The organism is Rubrivirga sp. S365 (assembly GCF_032248475.1).
GTDB classification, from domain to species: Bacteria; Bacteroidota; Rhodothermia; order Rhodothermales; family Rubricoccaceae; genus Rubrivirga; species Rubrivirga litoralis.
Genome location: NZ_JAVTTN010000001.1, coordinates 2,187,670 through 2,209,312 on the forward strand (window position 1 = coordinate 2,187,670; position 21,643 = coordinate 2,209,312).

A 21,643-nucleotide genomic window follows, 5' to 3' on the forward strand; every position below is an offset into this window, starting at 1 on the left:
TCGCCCCGCGCTAGAGCGCCTGCCGGAGCAGGAAGTCGAGCACGACGAGGACGAAAAACGCCGGGATGTAGGCGATCGAGGCCAGCAGCAGCCGCCGCGCTCGCTCGTCCGAGGGCTCCGAGGAGAACGAGAACGCCGGCAGCGTGAACGCCGTCCCCAAGAGGGCCATGCCGCCCAGGAACAGCAGCCCGGCCGGCCCCACGACGGCCGGGAGCACGCCGGCTACGAGGAGCAGGAGCGTTGAGACGAGCACGATCCGGGCCGTCCACGCCGCCCCGCCCCGGGCCGAGGGCAGCATGCGGAAGCCGGCGCCGGCGTAGTCGTCGCGGTACATCCAGGCCAGCGCGAAAAAGTGCGGGAGCTGCCACAGGTAGAGGATGGCGAACAGCGCCCAGCCCGTCGCGTCGAGCGCGCCCGTCGCCGCCGCCGCCCCGCCCAGCGCCGGGAGCGCGCCGGGGACGGCCCCGACCAGCGTGTTGTGGACCGTCCGCCGCTTGAGCGGGGTGTAGACGAGGACGTAGAGGGCGACGGTCGCAAGCGCGAGGCCCGTCGTGATCGCGTTCGTGGTCGCCCAGAGCACGGCGCCGCCAAAGGCGACGGACCCCAGCGCGAAGACGACGGCGGCCGGGACGCCGAGCCGGCCGGCCGGCAGCGGGCGCTGCGCCGTCCGCGCCATGCGCGCGTCGTGGTCCCGTTCGAGGACGTGGTTGAGCGCGCCCGCCCCGCCCCCGGTCAGCGCCGTGCCCAGCATGAGCCCGACGAGCTGCGCCCACGCGATCGGCCCGGGCGCCGCCAGCACGTAGCCCGACGCTGCCATGACGACGACGAACGCCGTGATGCCCGGCTTCGAGAGCTCCTTGTAGTCCGCGAACAGCGTCGAGGCCGCCTCGGCGTGGGCAGCCGGTGTCGTCGCAGAGCTAGCCGGGGACGGCCTCATCGTGTGCGGGCGTGGGGTGGAGCTAGGAAACGGGCGGGGCGGGGGGAGTTCCGTCAAGAGAGGGAGGAAAGGGAGCGTGGGCGAGTGGAAAACGGAGCGTGGAGCGTGGGGGCTCGGCGCGGCGTCCCTGCGCTGGACCTCCGCCCCAGTACTTTCGTGGAGGGCGTAGGGCCGGCGCTCCCTCGTCCGGCGTACCCGTTTTCCATTCTCCACTTTCAACTCCCCATCCATGCCTCTTATCGCCTCCGTCTCCGGCATCCGCGGCGTCTTCGGCGACGGCCTCGACCCGGCCGTCCTCACCCGCTACGCCGCCGCCTTCGGCGCGTGGGTCCGCCAGCGCCGGGCGGGGCGGGGCGGCTCGGGCGGGGCGGAGGGCGACCCAGCAGGGCGTCCGCGCGTCGTCGTCGGGCGCGACGGCCGAATCACGGGCGACGTCTGCGCGCGCATCGTGACGGCCACGCTCCAGGCCGCCGGCTGCGACGTCGTCGACGTGGGCCTGGCGACGACGCCGAGCGTGGCGATGGGCGTCCTCAAGCACGAGGCGGACGGCGCCATCATCTTGTCCGCCAGCCACAACCCGGCCGAGTGGAACGCGCTCAAGCTGCTGGACCGGACGAGCGAGTTCCTCGGCCCGGACGAGGGCGCCGAGGTCCTGGCGCTCGCCGACGAAGACGTCGCCGCGCACACCGTCGGGGCGTACGAGATCGGGACGTATGAGACCGACGACGTGCTCGGCTACCACGTCCAGAAGATCCTCGACCTCCCGTACGTCGACCCCGAGGCCATCGCCGGGCGCGGGTTCAAGGTCGTCGTCGACGGGATCAACTCGGTCGGCGCGTTCGCCCTCCCCGCCCTCCTGGACGCCCTGGGCGTGACCGACGTCGAGGTCCTAAACGCCGACGTGACGGGCCGCTTCGCGCACAACCCCGAGCCCCTCCCCGCCCACATCGGCCAGATCCTCGACCGCGTCCGCGAGAGCGGGGCGGACCTGGGCGTGATCGTGGACCCCGACGCCGACCGTCTCGCGTTCGTCCAGGACGGCGGCGTCTTCTTCGGCGAGGAGCTGACGCAGGTCGTGGCCGCTGACTTCCTCTTGGCCAAACGGGGCGGGGCGGTGGCCACGAACCTCTCGTCCAGCCGCGCGATCGAGGACGTGGCGGCCCGGCACGGCGCGACGGTGCACCGCTCGCCGGTCGGCGAGATCCACGTCGTGCGCGCCATGCAGGCGAACGACGCCGTGATCGGCGGTGAGGGCAACGGCGGGGTCATCCTGCCCGACCTCCACTACGGCCGCGACGCGCTCGCCGGCGTGGCCCTCGTGCTCCAGCACCTGGCCGAGACCGGGCAGTCGCTGTCGGACGTCCGCGCCGGCCTCCCCGACTACGCCATCGCCAAGCACAAAGTCCAACTCACGGACGACATGGACGCCGACGCGCTCCTCGCCGCCCTCGCCGAGCGCTACGCCGGCGGCCGCGTCTCGACGGTCGACGGCGTGAAGGTGGACCTCGACGAGGGCTGGGCGCACGTCCGCAAGTCGAACACGGAGCCCATCCTCCGGGTCTACACCGAGGCCGGGTCGCCCGAGGCGGCCGACGCGCTTGCGGAGCGGTTCAAGGCAGAGGTGCTGGGCGAGGCGTAACCACCCCGCCCGTGTCGCACTCGCGGGGGCGGGGTGGTCCGGGCCGCCCCGCCCGCCCTTACGGCGCGGGCGGGGCGGGCTCCGTCTCGAACGTCTCCCGCACCGTCTCGTCCTCCACCCCGCCCGCCTGCCACGTCCGCTCGGCGACCTCGACGTGCCCGTCGCGGCCGAGGGTGAGCGCCGTGCTCACGCGCGTGCCATAGCCCTCGGCGACGATGAACGCCGGCGACAACACGCGCTCCCACGCGAGCCCGACGCCCGTGTCCGGCAGCGACTCGTCGGGGGCGGGGCGGTCGTCGCGGAGCAGGTCGAGGAGCGCGTCGGGCTCGACGGGGTCCGACTCCAGCGCCGCGCGGAGCGCCTGCCGCCCCCTCACCACCTTCGGCCAGGGCGTGTCGAGCCGGTCGTTCGACAGCCCGTACACGCCCGGCCCCAGCTCGGTCGGCGCGTCCACGCGCGTCGAGACGGCCCACGTCGAGGCGCCGTCGCGGAGGACGAGGTTGAACCCGTCGTAGGCGTCGCGCTCGGCGTGCACGCGCGCCGCGGCGTCCTCGGCCGTCTCCGCCCCGCCCAGGAAGTCGGCCACGAGGGCGCCGCGGGAGCGCTGGGCGGGGCGGGGGTTCCTCGGGTCGCGGACGTTCGTCAGCGCCGCCCACCGGCCGTCGCGCGTGACGCCCATCCAGGTCCCGTTTGCCTCCAGGTCCCGCCCCGCCAGGACGGCCGGCGCGTCGTTCCACCAGCCGAGCGGGGCGGCGGGGCGCGTGGTGAACTCGTCGCGGTTGGCGGCCACGACGAGCCGGTGCCGCGGGTGGGCGTCGAGTGCGAACAGCAGCAGGCACATGTCGAAGGTGGAACGCGGAATGAGGAAGGCGGAAAGGGCGCCTGGGGGCGGGGCGTGGGCGGCCTGGAGCAACGTGCAGGTTGGTCCAGGGGACTCGGGACGAGGTACCGCGCGCCGAGGTCAGGTCGGACCGTACCTCGTACCCGGTACCCCGTACCCGCCCGGAGGGCTACGCCGCGACCGCCGCCCCGCCCCGCCCGGCCGACTCCGCCACGGCGTCGGGCGCCGCGAGCGCCTCGCTGGCGAAGACGACCAGGCCGATCCAGATGAGGTCCGTCACGAGCAGGTGGACGATCTGCATCCAGACCGGCGCGAGCAGCCACACGTTGAGCGCGCCGATCGCCATCTGGACCACGAACAGCCCGAGCACGGCCCACCCGATCTGGCGCGGGCGGGGCGCCCGCGTGAGCGCGACTGTCACGCCGAGCACGGCCAGGACCACGAACGCCATCGTCGGGTGGAACACGCGGGCGGCCACGAGCGCGGCCACGACCGGGTGCTCGGCCGGGTCGAGCCCGCCGCCGAGGACCAGCGTGTCGCCCAGCGCCGTCACCGCCCCGCCCGCGCCCAGCACGAGGACGGCGGCGAGCGTCGCGCCGACGCGGGCCGTCCGCGCCGAGAGGTCGAGGCGGGGGACGTCCTTGCCCTCGGCCCACCACGCCGTCAGCGTGAGGGCGCCGAGGAGCAGGAACGTGTTCGTGAGGTGGGCCGCCATCCACGCGGCCCGCGCGATGGACGGGTTGTAGGCCACGTACTCGAACAGGACGAGGCCGGCGCCGATGGCGCCTTCGAGCACCATAAACACGACGGCCACGACGGACACCGTCCGCACAGCCGCTCCGCGCGGGAACGCCCGGAACACGAGCCACGCGAGCACGAGGACGGCCGGGAGCGCGAGCCCGCTCGTGACGCGGTGCCCGAACTCGATGACCGTGTTGAGCGCCGGCGCCGTCGGCACGAGCTCGCCGTTGCACAGCGGCCAGTGGTCGCCGCACCCGGCACCGGCGCCCGACGCGCGGACGAACCCACCCCACAGGATCACGAGCACGGTGTAGCCCAGGACGCCCCAGGCAAAGCGGCGGACGGTGCGGAGGCGGCGGTCCATATCCCGGAGGGCGGGGTGGGGGCGGGGCGGGAGAACGGGGGCGGGGCGGCCAGGAGCCCCCGCGCCGTGCGAACCTATGACCAAGCCGCCGCCCCGCCCGGCGCACGGACGGGCGGGGCGGCGCCGTTCCCGCCCCTCGGTCCGTTCCGAGCGATCTTCCCGGTCGCGTCCCGTCCGCGTTCTGCCCCGCCCTTTGGACCCGCCCATGCGCCTTCTCCTCCCCGCCCTCCTCATGAGCTTGCCCCTCGTCGCCGCCGCCCAATCGGGCGGGGCGGACGCCGCCCCCACCGACGACAACCCGCTCCTCCAGGAGTGGACCGGCCCCTACGGCGGCGTCCCCGCCTTCGACCGGATGGACCTCGACGACCTCGAGCCGGCGCTGGACCGGGCCATGGCCGAGCACCTCGCCGAGATCGACCAGATCGCGCAGGACCCCGCCCCGCCCACGTTCGAGAACACGATCGTGGCGATGGAGCGGGCGGGGCGGGAGATCGACCGCGTGTTCACGTACTACGGCATCTGGTCCTCGAACCTGTCGAGCCCCGAGTTCCGCGAGATCCAGGGCCGCCTGGCCCCGCGCCTCGCCGCGTACTCGACGGAGATCACGCAGAACGAGGACCTGTTCGACCGCGTCCGCGCCGTCCATGACGCCCGCGAGACGCTCGACCTGCGGCCGGACCAGCAGCGGCTCGTCGAGCTCGTCTACGACGGGTTCGCGCGGAACGGGGCGGGGCTCGACGGCGAGGCCAAGGAGCGCTACGCGGCCATCGACCAGCGCCTCGCCGAGCTCTACACGCAGTTCGGCAACAACGTCCTGGCCGACGAGGAGGGCTACGTGACCTACCTCGACGCCGACCAGCTCTCGGGCCTCCCCGAGTCGTTCGTGGCCGCCGCCGCGGCGGCGGCTGAAGAGCGCGGGCGGGGCGGCGAGTACGCGGTGACGAACACGCGGTCGTCGATGGACCCCTTCCTCACCTACTCCGACGAGCGCGACCTCCGCGAGACCGTCTGGCGGACCTACTACGACCGCGGCGACAACGCGGACGAGCACGACAACAACGCGCTCATCGCCGAGATCCTCGCGCTCCGCGACGAGCGCGTCGGGCTCCTCGGCTACGACGACTACGCCTCGTGGCGCCTGGAAGACCGCATGGCCAAGACGCCCGAGCGGGCGATGGACCTGCTCCTCGCCGTCTGGCCCGCCGCCGTGGCCCGCGTCGAGGAGGAGGTGGCCGACATGCAGGCCGTCGCGGACCGGGAGGGCGCCGACATCGAGATCGAGCCCTGGGACTACCGCTACTACGCCGAGAAGGTGCGCCAGGACCGCTACGCCCTCGACTCGGACGAGGTCAAGCAGTACCTCCAGCTCGACAAGCTGACGGACGCGCTGCACTACGTGGCCGGCGAGCTCTTCGGGTACGAGTTCACGCCAGTGCCCGAGGAGAGCGTGCCGGTCTTCCACCCCGACGTCTCGGTCTACGAGGTGACGGACCGCGAGACGGGCGAGCACATCGGCCTGTGGTACCTCGACCCGTTCGCGCGCCAGGGCAAGCGCTCCGGCGCCTGGGCGACGACGTATCGCAGCCACACGACGGTCCACGGGCCGGAGACGGTCTTGGCCTCGAACAACTCGAACTTCGTTCAGGGCGCCCCCGGCGAGCCCGTCCTCATCTCGTGGGACGACGCCGAGACCCTGTTCCACGAGTTCGGCCACGCCCTCCACTTCCTGGCCTCCAACGTCGACTACCCGACGCTGAACGGAGGCGTCCGCGACTACACCGAGTTTCAGTCGCAGCTGCTGGAGCGGTGGCTCCTGACCGACCCCGTGGTCGAGACCTACCTCGTGAACGTGGAGACCGGCGACCCGATGCCGGACGACCTCGTCGAGAAGATCCGCCGGGCGGCCACGTTCAACCAGGGGTTCGCGACGACCGAGTACCTGGCGTCCTCGCTCGTCGACTTGAGGCTCCACACGCTCGACGACCCCAGCGACGTTGACCCGGACGCGTTCGAGCGCGAGACGCTCGCCGAGCTCGGGATGCCGTCCGAGCTCGTCATGCGCCACCGGACGCCCCACTTCGGGCACGTGTTCTCGGGCGAGGGCTACTCGGCCGGTTACTACGGCTACCTCTGGGCCGACGTGCTGACGTCGGACGCCGCCGAGGCGTTCGCCGAGGCCCCGGGCGGGTTCTACGACACCGGCGTGGCGGCCCGGCTCGTCGAGCACCTGTTCGCGGTCCGCAACGCCGTCGACCCTGACGAGGCGTACCGCGCCTTCCGCGGCCGCGACGCCGACATCGCCCCGCTCATGCGCGACCGCGGGTTCCCGGTCCCCGACGGCGACTAGCCGCCCCGCCCCCAGCTCGCCCGCCGCCCCGCCCCGCCCGCCGTCTGGCGCGGGCGGGGCGGCTCAGTCGAGGCGGAACGAGAGGCCGACGCCGACGACGAGGTCGTCCGCGGCGTCGGTGAGGCCGGCGTCGAAAAAGGCGTCGACCTGGACGTCGTCGCTGAGGAGGACCGTCAGCCCCGCGCCGCCGGAGACCGGCGTGTCTCCGCCGCCGTCCAGGAACGGGAACGCCCCCACCTCGGCGTACCCCGACAACGGCCCCCCGAACGAGCGCGAGAGCGAGGCGACAGCGTTGAGCTGGGTCGACCCGTTCCCCGTCGTCACGCCCGGGACAAGCGTGAGGCCGACGTCGCCGAGCGGGACCCCGACCGGCACGTCGAGCTGGAACGTCAGGCCGTCGTCCCCTTCGGTCGGGACCGTTAGCTCGGGGATAATGGCGACCTCGAACGACCGAGTGGGGACGGCCACCTTGACGCCGGCCGTGATGGTGCGGAAGCCGACCTCGGGATCGAAGGCCGCGCCGTCCTGATCGGCCGCGTCGAACGCCGACGTGGACAGGCGCACTTCGAGCGCGGACGTGGCCCCGTACCGGAGGGCGACGGGGGCGGAATAGGTGTCCGCCTCGCCGTTCAGCGTGGCTTCAGGCGCGCCGACTTCGACCTGGAACACGCCGGCGTCGACGAGAGTGGGGCTGGACCCGAACCCCGGTCGGTCCGTCGAGATTTGGGCCGACGCGGCGCCAGCGGCGAGCGGGAGCAGGAGCAGGGTGGTAAGCCGGAAGGGCATGAAAAGGTGCCGGGCGAGCAGGGGAGGGGTCACGAAGGGGCTCGCGCCAACGCGCCCTTGCCCGCCCTCGGACTGCCGACGCGGGGCTACGGGTTCCTCGGCGCGCGAGGCTCCCGCCTCGCGTGTGCCGCCCCGCCCCGCCCGCGCTTAGTGCGGGCGGGGTGGCCCCTGTTTGAACCGTCACCTCGCCCTCACGAGGGCGGGGCGGTAGATGCAGCCGGCCAAGGAGGAGGGCACACACCCGGCGTCGACCGCCCCGCCCGAGCCTCCGTCAGGACGCGGCTCGCCGCGCCTAACACGCCGCCCCGCCCACGTCGTTCGGTGGGCGGGGCGGTTTCCCACGTCGACCGCCCCGCCCGCGTTGGCTGGGGCGGAGCGGGCACAAAAAGAAGGGCGGCCCCCCGGAGGGAGCCGCCCAGCCTGGCGAGCCAGAGGGGGGACGTTTAGAAGTCCATCCCGCCGCCCATGCCGCCCATCCCGCCGCCGGCGGGCATAGCGGGCTCGGCGGGCTCAGGCTTGTCGACCACGACCGTCTGGGTCGTGAGCAGCAGGCTGGCCACCGAGGCGGCGTTCTCCAGCGCGGTGCGCGTGACCTTCGTCGGGTCGACGACGCCCATGCCGATCAGGTTGCCGTACTCCTCCGTCCGGGCGTTGAACCCGTAGTCGTCCTTGCCGTCCTTCACCTTCTGGACGACCACCGAGCCCTCGAGCCCGGCGTTGTTGACGATCTGGCGGAGCGGCTCCTCGAGCGCCCGGCGCACGATGCGGACGCCGATCTTCTGGTCCTCGTTGTCCGTGTCGACGTTGTCGAGCGACGGGAGGGCACGGATGAAGGCGACGCCGCCACCGGCGACGATCCCCTCCTCGACGGCCGCGCGGGTCGCGTGCAGCGCGTCCTCGACGCGGGCCTTCTTCTCCTTCATCTCGGGCTCGGTCGCGGCCCCGATCTTCAGGACGGCCACGCCGCCGGCGAGCTTGGCGAGCCGCTCCTGGAGCTTCTCGCGGTCGTAGTCCGACGTCGTCGACTCCGTCTGAGCGCGGATCTGGTTGATCCGGGCCTTGATCTCGTCGTCCGAGCCGTCGCCGTCGACGAGCGTCGTGTTGTCCTTCGTGATTACGACGCGCTTGGCACGGCCAAGCAGGTCGACCGAGGCGTTCTCGAGCCGGAACCCCTTCTCCTCGGAGAGCACCTGGCCGCCGGTGAGGACGGCGATGTCCTCGAGCATGGCCTTGCGGCGGTCGCCGAAGCCGGGGGCCTTCACGGCCGCCACGCGGAGCGTGCCGCGGAGCTTGTTCACGACGAGCGTGGCGAGCGCCTCGCCGTCGATGTCCTCGGCCACGAGCAGGAGCGGGGCGCCCATCTGGGCCACCTTCTCCAGCACGGGCAGGAGGTCCTTCATCGCCGAGATCTTCTTGTCGTGGACGAGCACGAGCGCGTCCTCGAGCACGACCTCCATGTTGTCGGGGTCGGTCACGAAGTACGGGCTGAGGTAGCCGCGGTCGAACTGCATGCCCTCGACCGTGTCGAGCGACGTGTCGGTCCCCTTGGCCTCCTCGACCGTGATCACGCCGTCCTTGCCGACCTTGTCCATCGCCTCTGCGATAAGGTCGCCGATCTCGTTGTCGTTGTTGGCCGAGATGGACCCGACCTGGGCGATCTCGTCCTTGCCGCCGACGTCGCGCGAGAGGCTCTTAAGGTTCTCGACGACGACCTGGACGGCCTTGTCGATGCCGCGCTTGAGGTCCATCGGGTTGGCGCCCGAGTTGACCGAGCGGAGGCCCTGGTTCATGATGGCCTGGGCGAGGACGGTAGCCGTCGTCGTCCCGTCACCGGCGACGTCCGACGTCTTGGAGGCGACCTCCTTGACCATCTGGGCGCCGACGTTAGCGATCTTGTCTTCGAGCTCGACCTCCTTGGCGACGGTCACACCGTCCTTGGTGACGGTCGGGGCGCCGAACTTCTTCTCGATGATGACGTTGCGGCCCTTCGGCCCGAGCGTCACCTTGACGGCGTTGGCGAGCGCGTCGACGCCCTCTTTGAGCTGGTTGCGGGCTTCCGCGTCGAATGTGATTTGCTTAGACATTGGGTTGGGTTGAGTGGTTGTCTGGTTCAGAGTTCAGGGTTGAGTGCGCCGAGCGGCCGGCGCAGGCTCGGGGCGGGTTGACTCTGAACCCTGGACCCCGAACCTCCTCAACCCGATCAGCCGTTGACGACGCCGAGGATGTCCGACTCGCGCATGATGAGGACGTCGTCCCCGTCGAGCTGGATCTCGGTGCCGGCGTACTTGCCGTAGAGGACCGTGTCGTTCTCCGAGACGGTCATGTCGACCTTCGTCCCGTTCTCGACCTTGCCCGGGCCGACGGCGACGACGGTGCCGCGCATGGGCTTCTCCTTAGCGGTGTCAGGGATGTAGAGGCCGCTGGCGGTCTGGGTCTCCGCCTCCTGGGGCTTGACGACGACGCGGTCGCCGAGGGGCTTGATCGATGTGGCCATGTGGACTGTAGGTTGGTGCGACGAAAGGGGCGCGGCGGGGCCGCGATGCAGAGGGTAGCACTCTCGCAGGGAGAGTGCTAAGGGTTCCACGCGCACCTCGCCCCAGCGATCCCCAGCGGCCGTTAAGAGCACGTCAAGCGTACCGCACGGCGCCCGTCCTGCCGCCGTAGGTTTCGGCCATGACGCCCCTCGTCCCCGCCCCGCCCCGCCCGTGGGCGCTCGCCTCGGTCGCCGTAGTGGCCCTCCTCGGCGTGGTCCTGGCCGCCCCGCTCCTGGGCGGGGCGGGCGCCGCCGTCCGGTTCGCGTTCTCGCACGTGTGCCACCAGATGCCCGAGCGGTCGCTGTGGGTCGGGGGCGGGCCGGTCGCGCTGTGCCACCGCTGCCTGGGCGTCCTCGCCGGCCTCGCGGGCGGACTCGTCGCCGCCCCGCTCGTGCCCCGCCTCCGGGCTCTCGGCCGCGTGCGGGCGGGGCGGTGGCTCGCGCTGGCGGCCCTGCCGATGGCGGTCGACTGGCTCCTCGGCGCGACCGGCGTGTGGGCCAACACGCCCGCGTCGCGCCTGGCGACGGGCGCCCTGTTTGGTGTGACGGCCGGGCTCTTCCTGGCCGAAGCGCTGCTCGCCCGGTCGGCAAGCGCGAACCGGACAGAAGAGCCGGCCTGCCCGCCCCGCCCGTCGTTGTCTCCCTCACCCTCCCGTTCCTGATGCCCACGAAATTCCCCTCCATCGCGATCGGCGCGGCCGTCTACGCCGTCCTCTCGGTCCTCCTCACGTTCGTCTCGCAGACGGGCGGGTTCATGGCGCAGACGATCGGGGGGTGTGCCATCTGTCTCGCCGCGCTCGCCGGCCCGCTCGTCGCCGTGTGGCACTACACGAGCACGTACTCGCTGACGGTCCCGGCCGGCACAGGCGCCGGTCTCGGCGCGGGCGCGGGCGCACTGGGCGGCGTCTTGAGCGGGGTCCTCACCCTCGTGCTCCAGGCGATCAACCTCCTCCCCAGCGCCGAGGAGCAAATTGCGCGGACGCGCTCGATGATGCTGGAGCAGGGGGGCGACCCCGCGCAGGTGGACCAGCAGATAGAGATGATGTCGGGGTTCACGGGCAACCCGGCCGTCGGCATCGTGGTGGCCGTCGTCATCGGCGCCGTCGTGGGCGCGATTGCCGGAGCCATCGGCGCGTCCGTCTTCAAAAAAAGGGGGGCGCGGATGGACGACCCGGCCGTCTAGCCCCGCCCGCGCCTTTCAGGGGCGGGGTGGCGCCCGCCGCGCGGGCCGAACAGCGTCTGGAGCACGAACGCGTCGCGCGCCGCCTGCGGGTCGCGGAGCCGCGCGCGCCAGTCCGGCCGCCCCGCCCGCCGTGCCGACTGGGCTTCCGGCGGGGAGGGGCGGAGGCCGTGCGGGTCGTGGCGCCGACGGGCGGCGCCGGACGCCGGGGCGCCGCCCCGCTCGAACCGCTCCTCGGAGAACGGGCTCGACGTCCCGAACCCGTGCGCCTCGTGGTCGACCGGGGACGCGCCGCTGAACGAGCCGCGGACGGCCGAGAACTCCGGCGTCGGCGCGGCCGGGCGGAGCGGCGGGACGGGCAGGGGCGAGGGCGGGGCGGCGCGGTCGACCTCGACGGCGATGGGCTCGCGCTCCGACACGGGCGGCGTGCCGGGGCCGCGCGGGCCTTCGGGCTCGCCGGCGGCCTCGGCCAGCGCCTCCTCCATCTGCAGCATGAACGACTGGAACGGCGTCGGCGCCCGCTCGCCCTCGGCCTCCTGCATCTGCTCCGGGGCGCGCTTCGCGTTCGCCCGCTGCCGGCCGCGGAGCAGGTAGTACGCGGCGACGGCGAGGAGCGGGAGGAGCTCGATGAGCGTTTGCATGCGCCGCGTACGGCGGGGCGGGGCGGTGGGTTCGGGGAGGCCCACTCTGTGAGCGGGAACGGGGACCGGGGAACAGGGGACGGGCAGAGAAAACTGCGGGCGGGGCGGTGGCACTTCCCGAACCCCGAACTCTGAACTCCTCAACCTCTGCCCACCTACAGCAGCCGCGGCTGGCGGACCTCGGCCTGGAGCGCCTCGATCACGCGTCGGTTCGCGCGCGGGAACGCGTAGTCGTCGAGGCTCTCCGGCTGCACCCAGCGGATGGGCTCGCCGGACGCCGAGACCGGCTCGCCCCCGGCCAGCCGGCACCGGAAGGCGTGGAGCGTGATGCGGAAGTGCGAGTAGGCGTGCTCGACGCGAGCTAGCGCGCGGCCCACCTCGACCTCGACCCCCAGCTCCTCGCGGACCTCGCGGCGGCACGTCTCGGCCAGCGTCTCGCCCGGCTCCTGCTTGCCGCCGGGGAACTCCCAGAGCCCGCCCAGCATGGCGTCCTCGGGCCGGCGCTGGATGAGGAGCCGCCCCGCCCCGTCCGCCGCGACGGCGACGACGACCGTGTGGTGGGGGACCGGCTTCGCCTTCGACGTCACCGGGTAGCGCTCCGGGGCGCCCTCGGCGTAGGCCGCGCACACACCGTTTAGCGGGCAGTTTGGGCAGTTGGGGGAGCGGGGCGTGCAGAGCAGGGCGCCCAGTTCCATCACGGCCTCGTTGAACCGGCCCGGGTCGTCCGTGTCGAGGAGCTGGTCGGCCAGCGTTTGGAGCGCGCGGCGCGTCGGGCCGGCCTTGGCGTCGGCCTCGACGGCGAAGACGCGGGTGAGGACGCGGATCACGTTGCCGTCCAGGACCGCGAGCGGGCGGCCGAACGCGAGCGACAGCACGGCCGCCGCCGTGTACGGGCCGACGCCAGGGAGCGCCCGGAACGCGGCCTCGGTGTCCGGCACCGCCCCGCCATGCTCCGCCACGACGACCCCGGCGGCGCGGTGGAGGTTGCGGGCGCGGCTGTAGTAGCCCAGCCCCTCCCACAGCTTCAGCACGCGGTCCTGCGGCGCGGCCGCGAGCGCGGCGACCGTCGGGAAGGCCTCGACGAACCGCTCGAAGTACGGCGTCGCCGTCTCGACGCGCGTCTGCTGGAGCATGACCTCGGACACCCAGACGCGGTACGGGTCGCGCCGGCCGTCCGCCCCGCCCTCGCGCCACGGCATCGGGCGGCGGACTCCGTCGAACCACGCCGGCAGGCTTTCGCGGAACGCCTCCTCGACGGCCGGGCCGACGCGGGCGACGAGCGCGCGCTCCAACTCCTGAGATCGTGATGCCACGGGCGGGGTGGGGGAGAGGCCGCCCCGCCTACGCCGAAGAGCGTGAGCGGGCGGGGCGGCTGGATTCGCAGGCCACGAGCGCCCGCGTCGACGTTGGGGAACCGGAGGCTCGGCGTTCCGCCAAGCGGCCGCTGACGGGCGGGGTGGGCACCAGAGTCAGCCGAGCACTCCGGTCCGAGGTCTCTCTCCTGACCCACCGACCCACTAGCCTACCGACCCACTGGTTTCAGGGAACGATCTCGACGAGGAGGACGACCTCGCCGGGCGCCACGCCGGTCCGCTCGAACACGACGGGGAGCGAGCCGCGCTCGTTGGGCAGCGTGCGCCACATGAACGAGCGGTCGACGAGCCAGCTCAGCGCCGGCGCCTCGACCACGCGGTAGGTCGCCTCCGCCCCGCCCACGCTCGCGGGCAGCGCCACGATGAGCGTTTCGCCGGCGCGGACCTGCGCGCGGAGTGTGTCGGCCTGGACCGCGCCGGCCGCGTACCGAGCCGGCGCCGCCGCGCGTTGGGGCGGGGCGGCGGCCACGAGAAGGCCCGCGGCGAGCAAGAGTCCGAATCGGAGAGCAGTCACAGCCGAACAGCGAGTGTCCTGGAAGATACGTCTGGCCTCGGCGGCGCTCCTGGCGGCGGCCGCCCCGCCCGCGGCGGCCCAGGACGCGTGGACCGTCCGCACGGCCGGCGCCGACTCGGTGTGGACGGTCGCGGGCGGGGCGGCGGCGGCGCTCGACACGCTCGCCGCGCGCGGCCACGCCGCCGCCCGCGTCGACTCGGTCCGCGGCGCCGACGTCTACGTCACCGCCGGTCCGGTGAGCCGCGTCGCCTCGGTCGAGATCGTGGGGTCCGAGGCCGCCCCGCCCGCCGACCTCGTGGCGGGGTGGGCCACGCGCGAGGGCGCCGTCTACTCCGCCCGCCGGTTCGAGGCCGACCTGGGCGCGGCCGCCCGCGCGCTCGCCCGCCTGGGCTACGCCGACGCCGTCCTCGTCCCCGACGTCACGGCCGGCGAGGGCGGGGCGGTCCGCGTCACGGTCCGCGTGGACGAGGGGGCGCCCGCCGACGTGGCCGGCGTCGAGCTGGTCGGCGCGCGGCGGCCGTCGCGGGCGTTCGCCTCGCGCGTGGCGGCCGTCGGGCCGGGCGCTCTGCTGGCCGACGTCGACCTCGGCCGCGTCCGCGCGGTGCTCGACGCGACGCGGCTCTACGACGAGGTGGGCGAGCCGGTCGTGGCGCGCGGGGCCGATGGCCGCGTGGTCGTGCAGGTGCCGGTGCGCGAGGCGGCGCCGGGCGCGTTCGACCTCGTCGTGGGCTTCCTCCCGCCCTCGGACGGCGAGCCGGGGCAGCTCGTCGGGAACGGCCGCGTCAACCTGCGGAACCCGTTCGGCGGCGGCCGCGCACTCGACGTCGAGCTCGTGCGGAACCCCGGGCTGGCGTCGTCGCTGGACGTCGCCGCGCGCGACCCGTTCGTCTTCGGCACCCCGCTCGCCGTCGGCCTGGGGTTCGAGGGGACGTCGCGCGGCGAGCCCGTCCCGTTCTCGCGCCAGCGCTACGCGGCCGAGCTGGGCTACGCGCTCGCCCCCGGCCTCTCGCTCGTCGCCGGCCTCACCGCCGAGACCGTCCGCCCCGGCGTCGTCGCGGACTCGGCCCTCGCGGGCGGGGCGGTGGTTCGCCGGTCGGACGCGCTCTACGTCGGCGCCGGCGTGACGCTCGACCGGCTCGACGCCCCGCGCAACCCGCGCCGCGGCCTAGCCCTCCGGCTCTACGCCGAGCAGGGCCGGCCCCGCGCGGCGTCCACGGACCCGACGGTCGTCCTGGAGGCGCGGGCGCGGCGTCGGCTGGACGCGGCCGTCCGCGGCTACCTGCCCACGTTCGCGCGGCAGGTGGCGGTCCTCGGCCTCGACGCCCGCGTGGTCCAGGGCGGCACGCCGACCGCCGAGGCGCCCGACGGGCTCGACGAGGGCGACCTGTTCCGCATCGGCGGCGCGGCCACGCTCCGCGGCTACGACGAGGAGGCGTTCCGCGGCCGCGCCGTCGGCCGCCTGCTCGCCGAGTACCGGCTCCTGTTCGACGCCGACTCCTACGGCGTTGCCTTTTTCGACCTGGGCTACGTCGACCGCCCCGCCCTCGGCGCCGCCCCGCCCGAGACGCGCGTGCTCCCCGGCTACGGCCTGGGCGTCCGCGTGCGGACCGGGCTCGGGCTCGCCTCGGTGAGCTACGCGCTCAGCCCGGACGTCCCGCTCGGCCGCGGCAAGGTGCACGTGGGCCTGGCGGTGGGGCTGTAGGGAAAAGGGAAAAGGGAAAAGGGAAAAGGGAAAAGGGAAAAGGGAAAAGGGAAAAGGGAAAAGGGAAAAGGGAAAAGGGAAAAGGCGCGCACGGGCGGGGCGGCGGCGGTTTTGTTCCGCCCCGCCCGCCCGCATCTGGGCGGGGCGGTCATGGAAGTCGCCGAGGCCCACGAAAGGCGGCGGCAGTTCCCCTCCTGGTCAGGAGGGGCTAGGGGTGGTTGTCGGGCGGGCGGGGCGGTTCAGCCCGACGCCGCTCCGCCCAACGACAGGCACCCGTAGGGACACGACTCGTCGTCTCCGGGGCGGGCGGGGCGGTCCTAAACAGCGCCCCCCTGCCCGCATGCCCCGCCCCGCCTGACGGCACCGCCCAACGGCACCGCCCAACGGCGTCGCCCGACGGCGTTGCGTGCAACGCCGCTACGACGGCCACCCCGCCCTCGCGTTCTGCGGGCGGGGCGGTGGGATCTTGCGGCCCCTTCCGCCCCCGCTCCCCATGTCCCTCACCGAGGAAACCATCTCGTCCGAGCCCGTCTACGACGGCACGCTCCTCCACGTCCGCCGCGACGAGGTCCGACTCCCCGACGGCGCCACGTCGGTCCGCGAGTGGATCAAACACCCCGGCGCATCGGCCGTGGTGGCGATTGACGGCGAGGGCCGCGTGGTCCTGGTCCGCCAGTTCCGGTACCCGCCCCGCCGCGAGTTCCTCGAGGTGCCGGCGGGGAAGTTCGACCGCGACGGCGAGTCGCCGCTCGACGTGGCGCAGCGGGAGCTGGAGGAGGAGACCGGGCTGACCGCGGCGGCGTGGACGGCGCTCGGGCGGACGTTCCCGGGCATCGGCTACAGCTCCGAGACCATCCACCTGTTCCTGGCCGAGTCGCTCTCCGAGGGCGAGCGCGGGGGCGACGACGATGAGTTCCTGGAGGTCGTCCGCCTCCCGTTCGACGAGGCCGTCCGCCGCGCCGAAAGCGGCGAGATCCTCGACGCCAAGACGTCCCTGGCGCTGCTTCTCGCCGCCGCCCGCCGCCGCGACACATAGCCACCCCGCCCGCCTCGCCTGCGCCTCGCAGAAGCGGGCGGGGCGGTCTTCACTGGGGATTGCGCGCCGCCCCCGCCCCGCCCGTTGCCGCGAGCGGGCGGGACGGACTAGCTTGGATCCCGCTCCGCCCCGGACCCATGACTTTCTTTTACATCCTCGTCGCCGTCATCCTCCTCGTCGCGCTGCTGATGGCGCTCGTCGTCCTGCTTCAGAGCGGGAAAGGCGGCGGACTGGCCGGCATCGCCTCGGGCGGACAGACGACGCAGATCCTCGGCGCGCGCCAGGCGCCCGACTTTCTCGAGCGGGCCACGTGGAGCCTCGGGGCCACCTTCCTCGTCCTCTGCGTCATCACGACGTTCTTCATCCCGCGCGTGGGCGGCGCCGGCGAGAGCATCCTCCAGGAGCGGGCCGGCGAGCTGCCCGTGGCCCCGGCCCCCATCGACGCGCCGCTCCCCGAGGCCCCGGTCGCGGACCCGGCCACGCCGATGAACCCCGATGTCCGCCCCGGCGCGGAGCTGCCGCCGGCCGACCAGTAGGCCCCGCGCCTTCGCCTGCAAGGCCGCGCCCGTCAGGGGCGCGGCCTTTTTTTGTGGCCCGCCACCCCGCCCCGCCCTCGGGAGCGGACCTCCCCGCTCGGGCGGGGCGGCAAAAAAAGCGGGGTCCCGCTCGGTGCGAGCGGGACCCCGATGTGCGACGCGCGCCGGCCTGTACGCCGGATTCTGTCCGGGCGGCGGCCGTCGCCACCGCCGCCCTGGGCCGCCATCTATCTGGGACCGCCGTCGCCGGCGGCCTCGAGCGGCCTACCCGCGTCCTCGGGCGGGCACCCTTTCCCGCTCGGCCCCGACCGCGGGCGGTCGGGTCGGGCGGGGCGGACGCTGTGTGGCCTTGCACCCCGTGGGGTTTGCCTAGCCGCGGCCGTCGCCGGCCGCGCTGGTGGGCTCTTACCCCACCGTTTCACCCATCACCTGTGCCGCGCGCCGCGAGCGGCCCGGGCCATCGGCTGGTCTGTTCTCTGTTGCACGTGCCGTCGCGCCACCCCGCCCGTCTGCCGAAGCAGGCCGGGGCGGGGCGGGCGCCTTCCCGTTAGGAAGCACAGTGCCCTGCGGTGTCCGGACGTTCCTCCCCGGGCGTGCGCCGCACGCGGCCCGGCCCGAGGCGGCGGCCCGGCCGACGCGTGCCCCTAACGTACGAGCGGGCGCCCGCGGTGTGCAGGCGCCCGCTCGGCGTGCGTCGTCCGGCCCGGGCGGGGCGGGCGTGCTAGGCCGCGGCCTCCTCGAAGAGCGCCGTGTCCACGATGATCCGCCCGTCGTGCTCGGAGACGATGATCCGGTCGCGCTGGCGGACCTCGACCTGGCGCTGCGGGGGGACCGTGTAGCCGGCCGCCGCGCCGCGCTCGATGGGGACCACGGCGCGGCCGTCGCGGACGCGCGTGCGCAGGCGCTCGTAGGCGCGGAGGTAGCGGGCGTCGATGGCCTCGGCGGCCTCGGCCCGCTCCGTCTCGTACACGTCCTGCTCCGCCTTCGTCTCCTTGACCACCTGCTCGAGCTCGGCCTGCTTTTCGCGGATCCGCGCGTCGAGCTCGGAGAGCTCGTCGTCGGCGCCCTCGACGGTGCCCTCGCTCTCGATGTCGAGGTTCTCGTAGCGCTCGATCTCCTCGTAGGCGTTCTGGATCCGCTGGCGGTGCGCCTCGATCTCCTTGGTGAGCGCGTCGTACTCGCGGTTGTTGCGCACCTGGAGCTGCTGCTCCTCGTACTTGCGGATGAGCCCCTCGCTCTCGGCGATGTCCAGCTTGAGCTTCTTTTTCTGGACGTCGGCCTCCTTCTTGTCCTGGTCGATCTGGCCGAGCCGCGTCTGGAGCCCGGTCCGCTCGTCTTCGAGGTCGCGGATCTCGTCGGGGAGGTCGCCGCGGAGCTTCGTGAGCTGGTCGATCTTGGAGTCGATCGTCTGGAGCCGGACGAGGGCGCGGAGCTGGTCTTCGATCGTGGTCGTGTCGGTGGCCATCGGCGGGGCGGTCGTGGGTGGAGCACGGCAGACTACCCGCCGCCCCGCCCGCGGGTTTTGAGACCGGGGCGAATTCGGGGGCTCGCTCCGCTCGCAGGACTGGGGACTGGGGGTTTAGGGATGGGCAGACCCGAGGGCGGGGTGGACAACTCGGGGACAACTCCCCCGCCCCGCCCTCCACACCAAGGGCGGGCCGGTCATCTTGCCAGTCCCCAGTCCCCAGTCCCCAGTCCCCAGTCCCCAGTCCCCAGTCCCCAGTCCCCAGTCCCTACCCCACGAACGTCTTCATCGGCGACGTCCGGTGCCGCGTCGTGGCCACGTCGAGGGCGGGGAGGGCGGCCCGGAGGTGGCGGGCGACGAGCCCTTCCGTCATCGCCTCCGTCTCGTAGTGCCCGGCGTCGACGAGCGCGATCCGGGGCGCGCCGTTCGGCCCGAGCGCTTCGAACCAGCGGTGGTACGTCACGTCGGCCGTCACGTAGGCGTCGGCGCCCGACGCGAGGGCGGCGCCCAGGAACGACAGCCCCGAGCCGCCGCACACCGCTACGCGCTCGACCGTCGCCGCGTCGTCGCCGACGTAGCGGAGCGCGCCGGCCCCCAGCCGCTCGGCCACGCGCGCCAGGAATGCCGGCAGCGGCTCCGGCGCGGGGAGGCGGCCCACGACGCCGTACCCGTGCCGCGTCGCCGGCGTCTGCACCTCGAACACGTCGACCGCCGGCTCCTCGTACGGGTGCGCCGCGGTGACCGCCTTCAGCACGCGCCCGACGCCCCACGACGGCACGACGGCCTCGATGCGCACCTCGTTGACCGCCTCCTCCGCCCCGCCCGCGGTCCCAATGGCGGGGCGGGCGTCCGGCCCCGGCGTAAACCGGCCGACGCCGCCGGTCGAGAAGCTGGCACCCGAGTACGCTCCGATCGCGCCCGCCCCGCCCGCGTCGAGCGCCGCGCGGACGGCGTCGGCGGCATCGGTGGGCGCGAACACGACCACCTTCCGCATCACGCCGTCGAGCGGGGCGAGGACTTCCGGGTCCTCGACGCCCAGCGTCTCGGCGAGCGCGAACGACACGCCGCCCCACGCCGCGTCCAGGTTCGTGTGGAGGGCGTAGTACGAGACGCCGGCGCGCACGAGCCGCCACGCGAGGCCGCCGACCGCGTCGCCCTCGGTCACGCGCCCGAGCGGCTTGAACAAGAGCGGGTGGTGCGTGACGACGAGCTCCGCCCCGCCCGCGGCCGCCTCGTCCACGACGGCCGGCGTGAGGTCGAGGGCGACGAGCACGCGCGACACCTCGGCGTCGGGGGCGCCGACCTGGAGGCCGACCCGGTCGAAGTCGGCCGCGCTCCCGGGCGGCGCCCAGGCGTCGAGAACAGAAACGATGTCGCGGACGGTGGGCATGGGAGGAGGAGAAGAGGTCGGAAGAAGAGGGAGAAAGACGCGGGCGGGGTGGTCGGGGCCTCGCCTCCCCGCCCTCTTCTCCTCGACACCTCCTCTCTTCTTTTGCCGTTGGGCGGGGTGGTCAGGCCGGCGCGCGCCCCGACAGGCGGACGCCCTCGGCCTCGTCGACGCGGAGGAGGAGCAGGGCGCCGATCACGAAGAACACGACGACCGAGCCCACGCCGATCCGCTGCGAGTCGAAGGCGACCGTGAGCTGGCCGAGCAGGAGCGGCCCCATGAACGCGGTCAGCTTGCCCGAGAAGGCGAAGAAGCCGTAGAACTCGGTCTCCTTGTCGCCCGGCACGAACCGGCCGAGCAGCGAGCGGCTGGCGGCCTGGTTCGGCCCGGCCGCGATGCCGAGCAGGATGCCGGCCGCCCACAGCGCCTCGGGCGTCTGCCCCAGGACGGCGACGAGCGTGGCGACCGTGAGGGCGCCGAGCGAGATGAGGATCGTCGTCTTCCCCCCGATCCGGTCGTCGACGAACCCGAACACGAACGCGCCGGCGCCGGCGGCGAGGTTGAGGGCGATCCCGAAAAAGAGGATCTCCTCGAACGTGAAGCCGAACGTGCCGGCCGCGTAGATGCCGCCGAACGCGAAGACCGTCACCAGCCCGTCGTTGTAGACGAGGCGCGCCACGAGGAGCCGGATGATCTGGCGGTACTGGCGGATCTCGCGGGCCGTGTCCGCGATCTCGCCCAGCGTCGAGCGGAGGAGGCCGCGGCGCTCGGGCGGCGCCTCGGGGCGGGGGTCGCGGAGCGTGAGGAAGGCGGGGACGCTAAAGAGCGCGAACCACGCGGCCACGAGCAGGTTCGTCGCGCGGACATTCGCGCCGGTCGCCTTGTCCAACCCGAACGGGGCCACGTCGGGCTGGACGAACACGACGAGCGCGACGCCCATGCACAGGAGCCCGCCCACGTAGCCCAGCGCCCACCCTAGCCCCGACACTCGGCCGATCCGGTCGGGCGGGGCGATCTCGGGGAGGAACGCGTTGTAGAACACGTTCTGGAGCTCGAATGCCACGTTCGCGACCACGAACACGCCGAGCGCGAACGCGACGTCGCCCCGCTCGGGGAAAAAGAGCACGGCCGTCGCCGCGATGCAGAGCGCGGTCGTCACGAACAGGAGCCGCTTGCGTGTGCCGGTCGCGTCGGCGTAGGCGCCGAGGAGCGGCGAGAGCACGGCGACGAGCACGGCCGTGACCGTGACGGCGAGCGACCACTGCGCCGTCCCGTCGGTCTCGTTCGCCGCGATCCCCTGCGTGAAGTACGTCGCGTAGATGAAGGTCACGACGAGCGTCGTGAACGCCGAGTTGGCGAAGTCGTAGAGCGCCCACGCCCACACGGTGCGGGACGTCGAGGCGGGCGGGGCGGTCGTCTCGGCCATACGGACGTGCGGGGGCGGGGTGGAGCCGCCAAGCTAGACCGTCCCGCCCAAGCGCCCTGGTGCGGGAGGACTATCTTTCCGCCCCGCTCCAGACTGGACCCAGGCTGGCGAGCGGGACGCGCCCACGTAGCTCAGTCGGATAGAGCGACTCTCTCCTAAAGAGTAGGCCGCAGGTTCGATTCCTGCCGTGGGCAC

19 protein-coding genes, 1 tRNA gene and 1 other RNA gene are annotated in these 21,643 nt (G+C 73.5%); 8 read left to right on the forward strand and 13 right to left on the reverse strand.

Going from position 1 to position 21,643, the window contains the following annotated elements:
- Positions 1-10: 10 nt before the first annotated feature.
- Positions 11-937: a heme o synthase gene (cyoE, locus tag RQM47_RS09435; RefSeq protein WP_314008677.1), complete on the reverse strand. Its 927-nt coding sequence runs from the start codon at positions 935-937 to the stop codon at positions 11-13.
- 229 nt (positions 938-1,166) lie between these two features.
- Between cyoE and glmM the strand changes: the two genes are divergently transcribed.
- Positions 1,167-2,576 (forward strand): phosphoglucosamine mutase, encoded by a 1,410-nt coding sequence (gene glmM / locus RQM47_RS09440; RefSeq protein WP_314008680.1) that lies wholly within the window; start codon positions 1,167-1,169, stop codon positions 2,574-2,576.
- A gap of 58 nt (positions 2,577-2,634) precedes the next feature.
- On the opposite strand, the gene RQM47_RS09445 is transcribed toward glmM, so the two are convergent.
- Positions 2,635-3,417 carry an NRDE family protein gene (locus RQM47_RS09445; RefSeq protein WP_314008683.1) on the reverse strand — a complete coding sequence of 261 codons (783 nt, stop codon included), beginning with the start codon at positions 3,415-3,417 and terminating at the stop codon, positions 2,635-2,637.
- A gap of 169 nt (positions 3,418-3,586) precedes the next feature.
- Complete coding sequence (locus tag RQM47_RS09450; RefSeq protein ID WP_311661676.1) at positions 3,587-4,522, reverse strand: COX15/CtaA family protein; 936 nt, start codon at positions 4,520-4,522, stop codon at positions 3,587-3,589.
- 232 nt (positions 4,523-4,754) lie between these two features.
- On the opposite strand from RQM47_RS09450, the gene RQM47_RS09455 reads away from it, so the two are divergent.
- A complete protein-coding gene (locus RQM47_RS09455; protein ID WP_409945971.1) occupies positions 4,755-6,869 on the forward strand; it encodes a M3 family metallopeptidase in 2,115 nt (704 codons plus the stop codon).
- A gap of 63 nt (positions 6,870-6,932) precedes the next feature.
- Here the strand turns inward: RQM47_RS09455 and RQM47_RS09460 are convergent, their stop codons facing one another.
- From RQM47_RS09460 to groES, 3 genes are all read right to left on the reverse strand, one after another.
- Positions 6,933-7,655, reverse strand: coding sequence for a transporter (locus RQM47_RS09460; RefSeq protein WP_314008689.1), 723 nt, complete (start codon positions 7,653-7,655; stop codon positions 6,933-6,935).
- A 443-nt stretch (positions 7,656-8,098) separates the two neighbouring features.
- Positions 8,099-9,739 (reverse strand): chaperonin GroEL, encoded by a 1,641-nt coding sequence (groL, locus tag RQM47_RS09465; protein WP_311661670.1) that lies wholly within the window; start codon positions 9,737-9,739, stop codon positions 8,099-8,101.
- A 116-nt stretch (positions 9,740-9,855) separates the two neighbouring features.
- Positions 9,856-10,149, reverse strand: coding sequence for a co-chaperone GroES (groES, locus tag RQM47_RS09470; RefSeq protein WP_311661667.1), 294 nt, complete (start codon positions 10,147-10,149; stop codon positions 9,856-9,858).
- A gap of 179 nt (positions 10,150-10,328) precedes the next feature.
- Between groES and RQM47_RS09475 the strand changes: the two genes are divergently transcribed.
- Together RQM47_RS09475 and RQM47_RS09480 are read left to right on the forward strand one after the other, a co-directional pair.
- Positions 10,329-10,850, forward strand: coding sequence for a DUF2085 domain-containing protein (locus tag RQM47_RS09475; protein WP_311661665.1), 522 nt, complete (start codon positions 10,329-10,331; stop codon positions 10,848-10,850).
- Positions 10,850-11,371, forward strand: coding sequence for a hypothetical protein (locus RQM47_RS09480; protein WP_311661663.1), 522 nt, complete (start codon positions 10,850-10,852; stop codon positions 11,369-11,371). Before RQM47_RS09475 ends, RQM47_RS09480 begins: the two co-directional genes overlap by 1 nt.
- On the opposite strand, the gene RQM47_RS09485 is transcribed toward RQM47_RS09480, so the two are convergent.
- The 3 genes from RQM47_RS09485 to RQM47_RS09495 all read right to left on the reverse strand — a co-directional run bounded on the left by RQM47_RS09485 (position 11,368) and on the right by RQM47_RS09495 (position 13,896).
- Entirely contained in the window at positions 11,368-12,009 is a 642-nt protein-coding gene (locus tag RQM47_RS09485; RefSeq protein WP_311661661.1) for a hypothetical protein, read from the reverse strand. The two genes, RQM47_RS09480 and RQM47_RS09485, sit on opposite strands and share 4 nt — an antisense overlap.
- Before the next feature lie 155 nt (positions 12,010-12,164).
- Complete coding sequence (gene mutY, locus RQM47_RS09490) at positions 12,165-13,322, reverse strand: A/G-specific adenine glycosylase (RefSeq protein WP_311661659.1); 1,158 nt, start codon at positions 13,320-13,322, stop codon at positions 12,165-12,167.
- Positions 13,323-13,548: 226 nt separating this feature from the next.
- Complete coding sequence (locus RQM47_RS09495; RefSeq protein ID WP_311661657.1) at positions 13,549-13,896, reverse strand: hypothetical protein; 348 nt, start codon at positions 13,894-13,896, stop codon at positions 13,549-13,551.
- A gap of 13 nt (positions 13,897-13,909) precedes the next feature.
- Here RQM47_RS09495 and RQM47_RS09500 point away from each other — a divergent pair, with 13 nt between their 5' ends.
- The 3 genes from RQM47_RS09500 (at position 13,910) to secG (ending at position 17,170) form a co-directional block, all read left to right on the forward strand.
- A complete protein-coding gene (locus RQM47_RS09500) occupies positions 13,910-15,598 on the forward strand; it encodes a BamA/TamA family outer membrane protein (RefSeq protein WP_311661655.1) in 1,689 nt (562 codons plus the stop codon).
- A 493-nt stretch (positions 15,599-16,091) separates the two neighbouring features.
- The gene (locus RQM47_RS09505) at positions 16,092-16,634 is read left to right on the forward strand and encodes an NUDIX hydrolase (RefSeq protein ID WP_311661653.1); all 543 of its coding nucleotides are present in this window, start codon (positions 16,092-16,094) and stop codon (positions 16,632-16,634) included.
- Positions 16,635-16,771: 137 nt separating this feature from the next.
- Positions 16,772-17,170, forward strand: a complete 399-nt coding sequence (secG, locus tag RQM47_RS09510; RefSeq protein ID WP_311661651.1) for a preprotein translocase subunit SecG — start codon at positions 16,772-16,774, stop codon at positions 17,168-17,170.
- Positions 17,171-17,326: 156 nt separating this feature from the next.
- Here the strand turns inward: secG and rnpB are convergent.
- The 4 genes from rnpB to RQM47_RS09530 form a co-directional block, all read right to left on the reverse strand.
- An RNA gene (gene rnpB, locus RQM47_RS09515) (RNase P RNA component class A) lies at positions 17,327-17,809 on the reverse strand.
- A gap of 82 nt (positions 17,810-17,891) precedes the next feature.
- Positions 17,892-18,635 (reverse strand): hypothetical protein, encoded by a 744-nt coding sequence (locus RQM47_RS09520; RefSeq protein WP_311661649.1) that lies wholly within the window; start codon positions 18,633-18,635, stop codon positions 17,892-17,894.
- A 268-nt stretch (positions 18,636-18,903) separates the two neighbouring features.
- Positions 18,904-20,025 carry a Nif3-like dinuclear metal center hexameric protein gene (locus RQM47_RS09525; protein WP_311665987.1) on the reverse strand — a complete coding sequence of 374 codons (1,122 nt, stop codon included), beginning with the start codon at positions 20,023-20,025 and terminating at the stop codon, positions 18,904-18,906.
- 121 nt (positions 20,026-20,146) lie between these two features.
- The gene (locus RQM47_RS09530; protein ID WP_311665985.1) at positions 20,147-21,448 is read right to left on the reverse strand and encodes an MFS transporter; all 1,302 of its coding nucleotides are present in this window, start codon (positions 21,446-21,448) and stop codon (positions 20,147-20,149) included.
- A gap of 120 nt (positions 21,449-21,568) precedes the next feature.
- On the opposite strand from RQM47_RS09530, the gene RQM47_RS09535 reads away from it, so the two are divergent.
- A tRNA-Arg gene (locus RQM47_RS09535) sits at positions 21,569-21,642 on the forward strand.
- The last annotated feature ends 1 nt before the right edge of the window (position 21,643 follow it).

What these genes read in the sequence shown, in the direction of transcription:
- glmM (WP_314008680.1), top strand. Translation starts at nt 1,167, where the DNA reads ATGCCTCTTATCGCCTCCGTCTCCGGCATCCGCGGCGTCTTCGGCGAC.
- RQM47_RS09455 (WP_409945971.1), top strand. Translation starts at nt 4,755, where the DNA reads ATGAGCTTGCCCCTCGTCGCCGCCGCCCAATCGGGCGGGGCGGACGCC.
- RQM47_RS09450 (WP_311661676.1), bottom strand. Translation starts at nt 4,522, where the DNA reads ATGGACCGCCGCCTCCGCACCGTCCGCCGCTTTGCCTGGGGCGTCCTG.
- cyoE (WP_314008677.1), bottom strand. Translation starts at nt 937, where the DNA reads ATGAGGCCGTCCCCGGCTAGCTCTGCGACGACACCGGCTGCCCACGCC.
- RQM47_RS09475 (WP_311661665.1), top strand. Translation starts at nt 10,329, where the DNA reads ATGACGCCCCTCGTCCCCGCCCCGCCCCGCCCGTGGGCGCTCGCCTCG.
- RQM47_RS09480 (WP_311661663.1), top strand. Translation starts at nt 10,850, where the DNA reads ATGCCCACGAAATTCCCCTCCATCGCGATCGGCGCGGCCGTCTACGCC.
- RQM47_RS09505 (WP_311661653.1), top strand. Translation starts at nt 16,092, where the DNA reads ATGTCCCTCACCGAGGAAACCATCTCGTCCGAGCCCGTCTACGACGGC.
- secG (WP_311661651.1), top strand. Translation starts at nt 16,772, where the DNA reads ATGACTTTCTTTTACATCCTCGTCGCCGTCATCCTCCTCGTCGCGCTG.
- groL (WP_311661670.1), bottom strand. Translation starts at nt 9,739, where the DNA reads ATGTCTAAGCAAATCACATTCGACGCGGAAGCCCGCAACCAGCTCAAA.
- RQM47_RS09525 (WP_311665987.1), bottom strand. Translation starts at nt 20,025, where the DNA reads ATGCCCACCGTCCGCGACATCGTTTCTGTTCTCGACGCCTGGGCGCCG.
- RQM47_RS09485 (WP_311661661.1), bottom strand. Translation starts at nt 12,009, where the DNA reads ATGCAAACGCTCATCGAGCTCCTCCCGCTCCTCGCCGTCGCCGCGTAC.
- RQM47_RS09520 (WP_311661649.1), bottom strand. Translation starts at nt 18,635, where the DNA reads ATGGCCACCGACACGACCACGATCGAAGACCAGCTCCGCGCCCTCGTC.
- RQM47_RS09445 (WP_314008683.1), bottom strand. Translation starts at nt 3,417, where the DNA reads ATGTGCCTGCTGCTGTTCGCACTCGACGCCCACCCGCGGCACCGGCTC.
- groES (WP_311661667.1), bottom strand. Translation starts at nt 10,149, where the DNA reads ATGGCCACATCGATCAAGCCCCTCGGCGACCGCGTCGTCGTCAAGCCC.
- RQM47_RS09530 (WP_311665985.1), bottom strand. Translation starts at nt 21,448, where the DNA reads ATGGCCGAGACGACCGCCCCGCCCGCCTCGACGTCCCGCACCGTGTGG.
- RQM47_RS09460 (WP_314008689.1), bottom strand. Translation starts at nt 7,655, where the DNA reads ATGCCCTTCCGGCTTACCACCCTGCTCCTGCTCCCGCTCGCCGCTGGC.